Below are 12,769 nucleotides of genomic sequence, written 5' to 3' on the forward strand. Positions count from 1 at the left end.
GTCTGCAGCGATACGTGCGTCATATGCTTCACGAAGTAACTGGGCTAGCTCTTGGCCAGTAGAGTTGAACTCACCTAATATGCGACTTTTATCTCCATGATCAATCAAACCCACTTTTACTTGCGTGCGAATGGCTGCTGCCGGTTTTCGTAGTCCTTTAACTAGCAGATTAGGAATTTCCGCGTGGGCTGTTCCTTTCCAATTAGACTTCATTTCGCTGATCGTTTCACGCGTGATTAAAAACGGCGCGTAGTAATATCTGTTAAACGCACTTCTGCCAAAGAGGTCTGAATGTGACGCATCTTTGTCTTTTATCGCTAGGACTTCAAGTGTTTCAGCTACTATCTGCATCAATAGTGCCCTTCGATATAAGCATACGCCTTGTTGAACAATTCTTTATCCTTGCCAAGCCCAAATTGGGCGAGCGTGACGATAAGAGCCTTTTGTATCTCACGAGGCCCGCTATTTGAATCCTGCCATCCAGGAAAGCGTGTGGCCTTAACAATCTTGTCGATTTGCTCAACCACATCGCCTATTAGCTTGGGCGTCGTTTCAGGGCGAGTTTCCAAAAATAGCTTAGTTAATGCTTGCTTGTTGTCTTCTTCGGTAACTGGGCGTTCACCGGTATCGCGTTCGGCCTGAACGGTGTCTTTGGCTGCATCTAATAGGCCTTTTAGCCAATCGATAGCTTTGATTACACCGGCTTCGTAATCTTGGCGCAACTTCTCTAAACGCTCACCGAGTTCGACAAACTTAGGGTCCGTATGCCCGCGAAGCCGGCCCATGAGATCAATTTCAAGCCGTTTGGCTCTTTGTTCTTGCTCTTTGTCGGTAAGCGTGAAAATTGCGTGCTCATCCATAATCAATTCTTCGATATCATCTCGAATACGGTTTATGTCGGTGTGCTCATGAATCATTTTAATGGTTTCAGGGCCAAGAGCTGCCCATATCAAGGAGCCCGTTTGCCCAACGGGTCTCACAGATTCGTAAATTTGAGCCAGCCACTTATAGTCGGCTCTGAACGGTGCCAGAAATGAGTCGGGGTTTATTGCTGACCACAGTTTAGCCAGAACACCGAAGCTTTGGGCAAACTCATCACGCTTTTCGTTAGTTGGTAGGCACTCTTGTGCGGCCATAATTCCCTCAAAGCCTTCTTGGGTTCTATCGACATTAGGGAAGTACGCGAGACATTTATCCAGTTGAGTTGGAAATAGCTCTTTAAACGCTTCAATTCCTTCAACCACTCCCTCAATTTCATCAGGGTTGTAGGCGAGCGCTGTCCGAAGATTCTCAAAGACCCCGAGGTAATCAATGATTAAGCCCATGTCTTTTCGCACTTCGTTAGTTTCATACAAGCGGTTAGTACGACACATTGCCTGCAAAAGTGTATGGTCGCGCAGAGGCTTATCTAAGTACATGCAATAACAGATAGGGGCGTCGAAGCCAGTTAATAGTTTTGCTGTAACAATTAATAACTGAAGCGGGTGTTTAGGGTCTTTGTAATCCTCGATGAGATCTTTTTGAAGTTGGTCATCGCCATCGATCTTCTGCCAACGCTCGAAGTCATTCTTTTCTAGGGGTAACCGCAAGTCATCATGCCATTTGCGCCAATCTTTGTTAACTTTGCCTTTTTTATCACCTTCGGTTGATTTTATGGGCGCCTGGTCAACATTCATAACAACTTCGACAGCATCAAAGCCAAGCTTCTGCCCTAAAAGGTAATACATCTGAACGCATGCATCACGGTCATAGACCACTACCATGCCTTTCATTTTCTTGGGCATAACATGAGTCGTGAAGTGGTGTGCTATATCAGAGCTCACCGCTTCCATGCGTTTTGGCGCTTTAAGCATAACAGCGAGCTTTCCAGCACGTTTTGATAACGCCGCTCTTTCGTCTTCGTCTAAGTCGTGTTCTTCAGCTAGGCGTTCAAACTCCTCGTTAATAGCGTCTTGATCAACACGCAGTTCCGCAAGGCGAGGTTCAAATTTAACGGGGTTGGTTGCGCCATCACGAATAGATTGCTTATAGCTATATCGATTCATGTAACGACCCGGATCTTCTTCCGCGCCAAATAGCTTGAAGGTGTTTCGGTCGATGCCTGAAATCGGTGTTCCAGTTAAACCGTAGAAATGAGCATTGGGCAGAGCCCAGCGCATTTTATCGCCAAGTGAGCCTTCTTGAGTGCGGTGCGCCTCGTCAACCAGAACAATGATGTTATCGCGGTCGTTCAAGCCCTTGGGGTTACTTTCATCTATCTCGACATCTTTAAATTTAAAAATGGTTGTAATAAGGATACCGCGGCTATCTTGCTCAATATGTTCACCGAGTTTTTTACAGCTTTGAACTTTCACTAAGTTTTTGACATCCGCTCCACCAAATGTCTCGCTGATCTGGGAGTCGAGATCCCTTCGATCGACCACCACGAGAACGGTAGGATTCTTGAGATCATTATCTGCTCGCAACATTCTTGCTGCGTATAACATCAACAGTGACTTACCAGAGCCTTGGAAATGCCAAATTAGTCCTTTGCGTGGGTAGCCTTTCTTAACTCGCTCAACGATTTGCTTAGCCGCTTCAAACTGAGGGTAACGACGGAGAATTTTTATACGCTTAGGAGGACTATTCTTGCCAGTCTTAATGGTTGAGAAGAGAGCGAATGATTCAAGGAGCTGCAGTAATGTTTGGGGGGTCAAAAGTCCTTCGCTACTATTTAGCACTGCTCCCATCCCCGGCACTATATCCTCTGCTTGTGCAGTATTGTGCCAAGGGCCCCAATCTTTTACCCGGGCGTTGATGGCGCCGTAGGCAAAGGTTTTGCCTTCACTGGCAAAACACAGCAGGTTGGGCACAAAATAGGGTTCAACGTTTTTCCAGTAGTGCTTTTTGCCACCCATAAAATCGGCGGTGCCGTCTTGCCAGGTAACACTCGGACGGGTGGCGGTTTTTACTTCGCCCACCACCAAGGGAATACCGTTCACATAGAGGACAATATCAAAATAGACCTCGGTAGCCGCGATATAGTGTACCTGCTGTGACACCACAAAGTGGTTGTTGGCGATATTGTCGAAATCAATCAGGTTGATGGTGATGTGGTCGCCATTCTCGCCAAAGGGCAAGGTTTTTTCGGCCATTAACCATTCATGAAAGTTCTCATTGGCTTTTACCAGGCCGGTATGACGCGCTTCCAGCATCACACCACGCAGCTTGTAAATCACTTCATCGGCGTAATCGGGTTGCCTGGCGATATCGGGGTTTAACGAACACAACGCGTCTTTCAGCCACTCATCAACGAAGATATCCTGCGCTTGCTTGGGCAAATTCTCGCCGTGGCAGTAAGTCCATTTGATGCCGCTTAAAGCTTTTAAACGGTCGATAATTCCATTTTCTGTAACGGTCTGTTCGTTAAACATTAAGTAACCTGCTCAAAATATTTTGATTTAATACTTTCCATGAACTGAACCATTCGCTGATGATGTTGTTTGGCTACATTCAATTCACTGTCAAATTCTCGGAGTACTTTCTCAATTTCTTTTACTCTATTTAATGGCGGAACCAAGATAGGTAAACTTTTCAAACTACCTGGGTTGATGTTTGCTTGGCTAACACCAGGCGTAGCAAATGCCTTTAGCCGATATTGGATTAACGGCAGGTTTAAGAACTGCGTTAAATAATAAGGAGTAAGCTTCTTCTCATTTGCCACCAACCGGATTAAATATGAAGCAAATAGATAGTCGCCATCTAGTTCAAATATTCCTGTCCTTCCAACCCATTCCATACTGTTGGTTCTATTGAATACAATATCACCATAATTAAGAATGTACTTGCTTGCCTCTTCCTTAGGCCAATCGAGATACTTCAGATCGTTAGGGTCAACGTAACCATTCGTAATATTCATCATTCTAAGTACTGGGTAACGACCATGAGCTTCGAGAGAATCCGATAGCCCATATTGAGTATCATTGAGGACGTCACCCACAGTTAACAACTTCCATCCTTCAGGTATGGAAGCCGGATCTTTACCAAATAATTCTCGATACCAATTTCCCTCAAGCATTAGGGAATAGGCTGCAGCGGTCTTGGCTTCAATAAGCCGCGTAACTACAGCGTCTGAAGCGCTCAAAGCGCTTTCTGCATCTCTGAGAATATTGAGACAACTTTCTTGAGGATACGATGGAACGGAAATTTCCAATTTCGATAGAACAGAGAATTTTGTTCTAGGAGATAACGATCCTGATGAATTCAGTACAGCCCAGTTCCACACAGTTTCAGATTGAACTAAATGACGAACCAGTTCTTTTAATAACAAGGAGTTGGGTTTTGGTTCTAGTACAATAATGTCTCCAGAACAAATCCCATCAAACTCAGCAATTGCTGCCTTCTTTAAGTAAGGTCGACGCTTGCCAAATAAGATATGTCCTTTCTTAAAAACTCGGGTAAAGCTTGGGTTATCTTCAGCAACTATTCCCCAGCGTTTAATCTTTAGCGAGCCAGAATCCAAGTGCTCCAATCCGATGTAGCGTTCATAGCCATCGGCAATTGGGTCTTTAGTGGTGAGTTTTACTTCGCGGCAAATATCACCAAATTTAACGGTTTGTTTATCAGTCATTGTTTTCCACCTCGAGACCTAACTGCGCGAGGCTCTGAAATAATTTGTTGGTCTGTTTTTTTAATTGCACCCGGCTAACCTTCCAGGCCTCGATGGCATATTCAATATCGTGCACTTCGCCATTGTTTTGTGCTTGCACATAGAGTGGAATCGACAGGTTGTAGAGATTCTCTTTGATGGTGTCGATATCCACCAACGCAGTAATGTCGCTTTGCTTTTCTGGCGTAAAGTAAGCCTCGCACAACACAGCTAAATCTTCATCCGATAAGCGGCTGTGGGCGCGCTCGCGGGTTACGTTCTCCACACCGTTGATAAACAACACCTTGTTTTTACGCTCGGCGGGTTTATTGCAGTTGAGCACAACCACGCAGGATTCCATCGGTGAGTTGTAAAACAGGTTGGGCCCAAGGCCAATCACCGCTTCGATGATGTCTGACTCAATCACTTGTTTACGAATGCTTTGCTCGGAATCACGGAACAACACGCCGTGTGGCCAGAGCATGGCAGCGCGGCCAGTGTCAGGCTTTAGGCTTTTGATGATATGGGTGTAAAACGCATAATCGGCACAGCCTTGCGGTGGTACGCCGTAAAGGTTGCGGCCATAAGGGTCGGCGGCGAACTTATCGCGGTTCCACTTTTTGATGGAGTAAGGCGGGTTGGCGAAAATCACATCAAACTGCTTGAGCTGGTCGTTTTCAATAAACTTGGGTTCGGACAGCGTATCGCCGCGCAGCACATCGAATTCTTCAATGTCGTGCAGGAACATATTCATACGGGCTATCGCCGAGGTGAGTAGATTTACTTCTTGTCCATACAAATGAACCGATCTCCACTCTTCTCCATGGGTGCGCAAATCCATTACTGCATTGAGTAACATTCCTCCGGTACCGCAAGTAGGGTCATAGGCTGTTTCGCCTGGCTTTAGATCCATGATTCGTGTCATTAAGTGCACGACTGTGCGGTTGGTATAAAATTCAGCTGCAGTGTGACCCGAATCATCTGCGAATTTTTTGATGAGATACTCGTAAGCCTCACCTAAATCGTCTTGTGCAACTGACTTAATACCAAGTGGAATTTTGCTAAAGTGCTGAATTAAATCAGCGAGCAAATGATCTGGCAAGCGTTGCTTATTGGTCCACTGCGCGTCACCGAATACACCATGTAGGCGAGGATTATTAGCCTCGACTAAACGCAAAGCGTTTTGAATCGCTTCACCAATATTCTTACTCGTATTGCGAACGGATTCCCAGCTCGCTTCTTTGGGAATATCAAAACGATGAAACATGGGCATCGCTGCATATTCAGCGTCGTCATGAAGCTCTAGAGCTTCAACATACTCTTCGATGTAAACGTCTGAAAGACGCTTATAGAATAGGAGCGGGAAAATGTACTGTTTATAGTCAGATGCATCGATTTGGCCGCGCAAAAACTCGGCTGCGCCCCAAAGTAGGTCTTCTAACTTCTTTCTATTAATTGAAGACATTTAATCGCGAAACCTCTCATTTGAGATCAAAGTAAACTCAATGATGTTGAGCCCTATGCTTGGCTCTTCGTCGTCTGCTTCGGGAGTACTTGGCGGTTCCGAGAAAAAACCAAATTTATTTAGTATGCTCATCACTTTGTTACTCTCTTCCCCCTTATACGAGGATGTATTCACACCGCGAGCGCCCTTTATTGTCGTCGAACCCATTAGTCTAGTTCGCTTTTGTGATGTTATTCTTAATAAATCATTTATCAGTAAGCTCCATCCTTCCTGCCATGGACAGATAGGCTGAATAATGCCGCTAGCGTGGAAATTTTTTACTATATCTGAATGCTGGGTTGATAAGTCTTTATATTCTGTCGTATTCAAGACTTTAAACTCTTTCCCTACGTTACCGAGAATAAAATTGTATACCTCATGAACAAAGCAAGAATAATGGCTGAGCGGATCAGTTGGGTTGGCGGTAAGAGCGTTTGCGTCTGGCAATCTGCTATGTAACCAATGAGGCCATCCTCCTAATGGGCTAACCGTGTCTTTTAATAGCAAGTATTTCGCACTTTCATGCAGGTCAAGATCACAAATCCATCGATACATACCATTTAAATCTCTGGTCGATCGTAAGTAGTGAAATATTGGCCACTCATTGTATAGTTTATGTTGTTCCGAATTCCCCGTACTTGAAACAGGAATTGACTCGAACATCTTTGCTTGAAATAACATTGCTCGTCTACTTACTTCACCTGTATTTGATTGAATAGTAGAGAGTAATAAGAGATCCCCTACCTCTATCGACTTGGGCTGGCCACTTTTTGTTTTGCCGATACCCGTATATGAAACTTTAGGTGTTTGATGTACGAAGATTGAGCCAGGTACATTAGCGATGCTACCCGATGAAAAATTAAACGCCCCTAATCTAGAGCTCTTGGTGAGGTAGGCAGGAATATTTTTTGCGATGTTTGCGACTATGCTTGGTTCATCTGTACCACTATCTATAGCATCATTGAGTGCTTGGATAAGACGAACTGTGAGCTCAGAAGATTCTTTCGGACTGATGTCATTTACTGGTTGCATACTCACCTACTCTTTTTTTCATAACTCATACCCTTCCTTGATGAGAAGCTCTTCTAATTCACTCTCCGCCCGCTCTAGTGCTGCTAGTTTTTCTTGGAAATCACGCAAGGCTTCTTCTACCGTGACAGTTTCCTCTTCTAAAGGTTTCTGCACATATCGAGCAATATTGAGGTTAAAGTCGTTTTCTTTAATCTCATCGAGAGGCACCCAGCGAGCAACACCTTCAACTTCTTGAGCAGCAGGACCGCGCTTCTTCATATCGCTGTATATTTCGTATATTTTATCGGCTTGCTGATTAGACAACGTATTTTGCGCCCGCCCTTTGGTGTAGATTTCCTCTGCATTGATAACCAAAACATGATTAAGGTGTGAAGCAGGGCGTGATTTACGTAACACCAAGATGCATGCCGGAATTCCTGTTCCATAAAACAGGTTTGATGCAAGTCCAATAATTGCTTCGATACGATTATCTTGGAGTAATTTAGTTCGAATCTTCCCTTCTGCCGCGCCTCTAAAGAGAACACCATGAGGAAGAACAACAGCCATTCGACCAGTGTCATTCAGTGACGCAAACATGTGTTGAACCCAAGCGAAATCGCCATTGGTTTTAGGGGCTAGACCAAACTGATTTCTACCGTACGGATCTGCACTCCAGCGACCGTGTCCCCATTCTTTGAGACTAAAAGGGGGATTCGCAATAACACAATCGAAATGCTCTAATTGATCGTTCTCGAGAAACTTGGGCTCACGTAACGTATCGCCGCGAGCGATTTCGAAGTCTTCTTGCCCGTGCAGAAATAGGTTCATGCGAGCAATAGCTTCGGTAGTGAGGTTCTTCTCCTGGCCTTTGAGCTTTAACAAGCGAGGGTCGCCGCCATTTTCTTTAACGTGGTGGATGGTTTCGAGTAGCATACCACCAGTACCACAAGCCGGATCATAGATACTTTCACCTGCTTGTGGGTCGAGAATGTTGACCATAAGGCGGACAATTGTTCGTGGAGTATAGAATTCGCCTGCTTTTTTGTTGGCTTTATCGGCGAACCGTTTAATGAGGTATTCGTAAGCCCGTCCCATATCATCATTGCGGACACTGGCAACACCAAGATTCACTTTATTGAAGTGGTTCAGTAGTGTGCTCAAAAGCTCATCAGATAAACGTTCTTTATTGGTCCAACTCGCATCTCCGAAAATACCGTGCAGTTTGGAGTTAGCCAACTCGATACCACGAAAAGCATCTTTTAAAGCCTGTCCAACGTCTCTGGTGCGTTCAAACACATTATCCCAATGGCAACCCTCAGGGATCTGAATTCGATGAAACATAGCGCCTTTTGCTAACTCAGCATCACCGACCTGCTTCATTGCGTCTATGTGCTCTTCATCGTAAACATCGCAGATGCGTTTAAAAAACAAAATGGGAAATATATATGTTTTGTAGTCTGAAGCATCAATCGGCCCTGTGATGATATGGGCTGCGTGCCAGAGGTGTGCTTCTAAATCCTTTAACTTTATTAGCGTCATTATTTATCCGTAACTAATCGTTGCTGTCTTGAAGACCTTTGCAGCAAGTCATGAACTTCGCAGTCAAAAAGAGTGCACAGCTTATCGAGCGCTTCCAAATCAATTTTTTGCGCGGTTTCTTTATACATGAGCGTAACCGTATTTCGACTCAATCCGGTTTCACGGATGACATCGCTGATACGCATTTTGTGCTCACCCATCATACGGGCGAGGTGGCAGCGAATCATGTCTTACTCCAAGAGTTTCTATAAAGCTGCGATAAAGCTAACACGATTCTATTTTTATGTGAATAATTTCAGTTTAAATTAAATTATTTATGGTTTCATTGACTTTTAGGTTGGGTGTGGTGGTTTATGATACCCGCTCGCGGGTTATGTATTTTACATCAAAGTTGGGCTCAACATGCTCTGTAGATGGTAGGGCTCGATATTCCTCGCCAGGGAAATGCCAAATATTGAAGTCAGCATTTGGATAAGTATCGTGGTGTAAATTGCTCCAACCCAAACACTCCGCAATTTTGCTTATAGCTACTAATTTGCCCTCGTGAATTTCAGCTTTGCCTTGGGTCAGCCACAGGTTATGGGATGCATTAACTGCTCCGGTGAGTAAGTCGGCCACTTGAATCAGTAATTCGGCCTTAGAGTCGCATTTCTTAACGGAATTTATTCGTCCCAACCCTTTCAACTGATGATTGGCTATTATCTCAACAACCTCATGTCTTTTATTGTATGCATCTGATTTATCATCAATTTTGGCTTTGATTTCTGAATTCAAGCGGCTAGCACAAAAATTCATTAACATGGTATAAGACTTATAAAATGCTTCTTCTTCATTTTTCTGCCAATTCCTGTAGGGTTCTTTCCACGTAACTTTGCAGATAAATGATGCAGGGAACGACATTATTAAGCGAATGACGTCTATCATAAAGTTAATCACTGCGTAGCTTCTTTTAACGCGTGACCACTTAAGCTCTCGATCTATTGGTAAATTATGCTTTTCTATTAGCCTGATAATCTCGACTTCAAACTGTTTAAGGTGCTGACATGGAACAAGTAGACAGCCAATTGTGTAACATTTATCTGCGCTTGAAATGCCGCTTTCGTCAGCAAATAGAGAATATTCCATAAGGTTTTATCACCTTAATACTGTTGTAGCAAAATGGGAGCTTAAGCTCCCATTGATTACATTTTCAAATGCTTCGTTTAAGGTGTATATTCAGTTTCGTGGCAGCGCGGACATGGCGGTAACGTATCGTCGTGATCATCAAGCGTTACGCTCTCGCCGCAATTGTCGCAAGTGTAAGTGCCTTTACCAGGTTGTTCGCCAGTAGTAGACATGGTTTCTATCCTTTTAGATAAGCCCTAACAAAAGCTACATCTGTCACTGACTAGGGAAGTCAGTGAGAAGCTAAACAATAAGAAACTATCGAAAAGGTAAGGTGCGGTCAAATTTTGAACGCTTCGATATACATGTATTCAGGTAAGGCAATCGGTGAATGTTGTGGTTAGCCTTATTCAATAAGCATGACAAATAAACCGTAATTTATTGATTTGATTGAATTCAAAGCGATGTTCAACAAGCAGATCCAGAATATTGAGTGATGTTCGCTTGTGTTCGTGTTATACCGCAGAACCCTTATTATTAAGGGTTTTTAGCTTCAGGTTGTTCGCGGTTATTCGCTTTTTTTCGTGGGTAGCCAGAAAAATATGGTGGGTAAGGTGGTGGGTGTGCTATGGTTTGTAAATATTCAGGTGGTGGGTAATTTGCCTGGTTAAGTAAAACCATAGGAATCAAGACGTTGGCAAAATTAACGGTTAATGGGATTAAGTCCCTAGCTAAGAATAAGGTAGGGCGTCACCCTGATGGTGGTGGGTTATATTTTGTTGTTCCGGCCACAACTTCAGGTGGACCTGGAATCCCCTACTGGATGCTTCGCTATAGCTTCAATAAAAAGCGTCGTGAAATGACTCTCGGAAAGTATTCTGACTTGTCCCTTGCGGAGGCAAGGGCAGAAGCCGCCTTGAAAATGAAGCAGGTGCGAGGGGGACAAAATCCGCTGGCGCTCAAAAAGCAGTCTGAAATGCAGGAGATTAAAACAGTTAACGATCTGTTTGAGGACTGGCAGGAAGACAACCGTAAACGGCTGAAACATTGGAATATCCCTGAAAGAGTTTATCGAAAGGACATAGCCCCTTTAATTGGAGAGTTGAACCTTGACCAAGTGACTGCGAGAGATATTCGTAGGATCATCACATCAATCAATGAGTCCGGGCGTCCAACCATATCGAATGACGCGCTCCTATACTGCAAGCAGTTGTTTAACCATGGGATTAAGATAGATGTTGTGGGGGCTAACCCAGCAAGTTCATTTAAGGTCAGTGATGCTGGTGGGGTAGAGAAAAGTCGTGATAGAGCTTTAACACTGGATGAAGTAACGACAGCATTTAAAACTTTTCGCGAGCATCAACACGTATTCACTCGAGATAACTACCTTGCGTGTGCTTTGCTAGTTTTGCTGGGAGTAAGAAAGTCAGAGATATGTGAGGCTAAGTGGAGCGAGTTTGACCTTGATAAGGCCATATGGGAATTACCTAAAGAACGAAGTAAGTCTGGGGTAGGCCTTACCATACCTTTACCGGAACTGGCCTTAGAAATGATTACAGAGCTTAAAGTGCGCTCTTCAGATTCAGAGTATGTATTACCTAGTCGAAGACAAGCGAAGAGACCTCATATGGGGGAAGATACGCTGAACCGCGCAATTGGGAAAATGTTTGGTTACGAGCCAGGTAAGAATACTAACCCTCCTAACCTAATGGGAGACATGGAGTACTTCAGAGTGCATGATTTACGAAGGACATGCCGAACACTATTAGCTAGTATTGGTGTTCCTGGTCATGTTGCTGAGCGCTGCCTCAATCACAAACTGAAGGGAATTGAGGGGATTTATGATCGGCATGATTACTTTGAGGAACGAAAAAGTGCCCTTACTAAGCTTTCGTTACAACTGAGAGATTTATTATGAAACTATACAAAACCCTTCTCTACCGAATAATGCAAAGAGAAGACGATTAAAATGAGAACTAGTGTAAAATGCTACTAGAATTGCAAAGTTATCTTAATGACGGATGAAAAATGACCCGAGCACTTACATTCAAAAAAATAGCCGAATCAGTGAACCCTACCTTTATTGAAGGTAATGCCTCCGTCTACCATGGCGACTCGATTGAGATTTTGCGTAAGCTGCCTAGTGAATCGGTATCTTTAATACTGACGGATCCCCCGTATCATGTAACAAAAAAGAAGAATATAAAAGGAGATACACGGTTTAAGGAGGATGGTGAGTACTTAAATTGGCTAAGAGAGTATGCTCAAGAGTGGCGCAGAATTTTGAAGCCGAACGGCTCTCTTTACTGTTTTTGTGACTCCGAGATGGCTGCTCGTATCGAAGTGCTATTTAGTGAGCAATATAATATTCTGTCGCACGTAGTATGGACCAAACCAAACCAACCGGGTTATGACGGATGGAAAGGAAAAATGAAAAAGTCTTCTTTGCGCCAGTGGTATGGTCATTCTGAACGAATAATATTCGCTGAACCTGCATTAGATGGTAATCTACACCGCTCATGTTTTGCTCACTTTTTGAGGGAAGCAAGAAAAAAATCCGGTTTGAGTGGCCATCAGTTAACTGAATTGGTTGGAGCTTACGGCAAAGTCAATCACGGTGGCGCGGTATCGAATTGGGAGGCAGGAAGAAATACGCCAAGCAGAGAGCAATATGAAAAAATAAGACAGGCTATTCTAGGAACAGACAAAGTTGACTACATGCCACCTTATGAGGATGTAGTCCGTCCATTTTTCGTTAATAACGATGTGGAGTATACAGATGTCTGGCACTTTCCTTCCGTAAGACAGTACAAAGGTAAACACCCCGCAGAAAAGCCGCTTGACTTGCTATCTCACATTATAAGATCGTCTACATTTGAAGACGATATAGTTTTGGATTGCTTTTCGGGTTCTGGTAACACGCTAGTGGCAGCTTTGGATGAGGGCCGTTATGCGATTGGCATTGAAATTGATGAAGACTGGGC

11 protein-coding genes are annotated in these 12,769 nt (G+C 43.9%); 2 read left to right on the forward strand and 9 right to left on the reverse strand.

Going from position 1 to position 12,769, the window contains the following annotated elements:
* The 9 genes from B3180_RS00935 to B3180_RS15710 form a co-directional block, all read right to left on the reverse strand.
* Positions 1-351, reverse strand: a 351-nt coding sequence (locus B3180_RS00935) for a hypothetical protein (RefSeq protein ID WP_286842394.1), incomplete at its 3' end; no start/stop codon positions are given.
* A complete protein-coding gene (locus B3180_RS00940; RefSeq protein WP_286842397.1) occupies positions 351-3,413 on the reverse strand; it encodes a type I restriction endonuclease subunit R in 3,063 nt (1,020 codons plus the stop codon). The genes B3180_RS00935 and B3180_RS00940, both read right to left, overlap by 1 nt.
* On the reverse strand, positions 3,413-4,609 hold the full coding sequence (locus B3180_RS00945) for a restriction endonuclease subunit S (protein ID WP_278358912.1): 1,197 nt from the start codon (positions 4,607-4,609) through the stop codon (positions 3,413-3,415). Before B3180_RS00945 ends, B3180_RS00940 begins: the two co-directional genes overlap by 1 nt.
* A complete protein-coding gene (locus tag B3180_RS00950; protein WP_278358911.1) occupies positions 4,602-6,092 on the reverse strand; it encodes a type I restriction-modification system subunit M in 1,491 nt (496 codons plus the stop codon). Before B3180_RS00950 ends, B3180_RS00945 begins: the two co-directional genes overlap by 8 nt.
* Entirely contained in the window at positions 6,093-7,163 is a 1,071-nt protein-coding gene (locus B3180_RS00955) for a hypothetical protein (protein ID WP_278358910.1), read from the reverse strand.
* A gap of 18 nt (positions 7,164-7,181) precedes the next feature.
* Positions 7,182-8,681 (reverse strand): type I restriction-modification system subunit M, encoded by a 1,500-nt coding sequence (locus tag B3180_RS00960; protein ID WP_278358909.1) that lies wholly within the window; start codon positions 8,679-8,681, stop codon positions 7,182-7,184.
* Positions 8,681-8,908 (reverse strand): helix-turn-helix domain-containing protein, encoded by a 228-nt coding sequence (locus B3180_RS00965; protein ID WP_278358908.1) that lies wholly within the window; start codon positions 8,906-8,908, stop codon positions 8,681-8,683. The genes B3180_RS00960 and B3180_RS00965 overlap by 1 nt, the downstream gene beginning before the upstream one ends.
* A 124-nt stretch (positions 8,909-9,032) precedes the next feature.
* A complete protein-coding gene (locus B3180_RS00970; protein ID WP_278358907.1) occupies positions 9,033-9,806 on the reverse strand; it encodes a DUF3800 domain-containing protein in 774 nt (257 codons plus the stop codon).
* 77 nt (positions 9,807-9,883) lie between these two features.
* Complete coding sequence (locus B3180_RS15710; RefSeq protein ID WP_008488091.1) at positions 9,884-10,018, reverse strand: zinc ribbon-containing protein; 135 nt, start codon at positions 10,016-10,018, stop codon at positions 9,884-9,886.
* A gap of 461 nt (positions 10,019-10,479) precedes the next feature.
* Between B3180_RS15710 and B3180_RS00975 the strand changes: the two genes are divergently transcribed.
* Together B3180_RS00975 and B3180_RS00980 are read left to right on the forward strand one after the other, a co-directional pair.
* Positions 10,480-11,703: a tyrosine-type recombinase/integrase gene (locus B3180_RS00975; RefSeq protein WP_126820365.1), complete on the forward strand. Its 1,224-nt coding sequence runs from the start codon at positions 10,480-10,482 to the stop codon at positions 11,701-11,703.
* A 110-nt stretch (positions 11,704-11,813) separates the two neighbouring features.
* The coding region (locus tag B3180_RS00980) for a DNA-methyltransferase (RefSeq protein WP_286842406.1) at positions 11,814-12,769 on the forward strand (956 nt) is incomplete at its 3' end.

Origin of the sequence: Idiomarina sp. UBA4206, assembly GCF_002383015.1 — a bacterium.
Classification (GTDB): Bacteria; Pseudomonadota; Gammaproteobacteria; order Enterobacterales; family Alteromonadaceae; genus Idiomarina; species Idiomarina abyssalis.

Excerpts from the sequence above, each read along its gene's own strand:
- B3180_RS00950 (WP_278358911.1), bottom strand. The coding sequence starts at position 6,092 with ATGTCTTCAATTAATAGAAAGAAGTTAGAAGACCTACTTTGGGGCGCA.
- B3180_RS00970 (WP_278358907.1), bottom strand. The coding sequence starts at position 9,806 with ATGGAATATTCTCTATTTGCTGACGAAAGCGGCATTTCAAGCGCAGAT.
- B3180_RS00945 (WP_278358912.1), bottom strand. The coding sequence starts at position 4,609 with ATGACTGATAAACAAACCGTTAAATTTGGTGATATTTGCCGCGAAGTA.
- B3180_RS00960 (WP_278358909.1), bottom strand. The coding sequence starts at position 8,681 with ATGACGCTAATAAAGTTAAAGGATTTAGAAGCACACCTCTGGCACGCA.
- B3180_RS00955 (WP_278358910.1), bottom strand. The coding sequence starts at position 7,163 with ATGCAACCAGTAAATGACATCAGTCCGAAAGAATCTTCTGAGCTCACA.
- B3180_RS00965 (WP_278358908.1), bottom strand. The coding sequence starts at position 8,908 with ATGATTCGCTGCCACCTCGCCCGTATGATGGGTGAGCACAAAATGCGT.
- B3180_RS00940 (WP_286842397.1), bottom strand. The coding sequence starts at position 3,413 with ATGTTTAACGAACAGACCGTTACAGAAAATGGAATTATCGACCGTTTA.
- B3180_RS15710 (WP_008488091.1), bottom strand. The coding sequence starts at position 10,018 with ATGTCTACTACTGGCGAACAACCTGGTAAAGGCACTTACACTTGCGAC.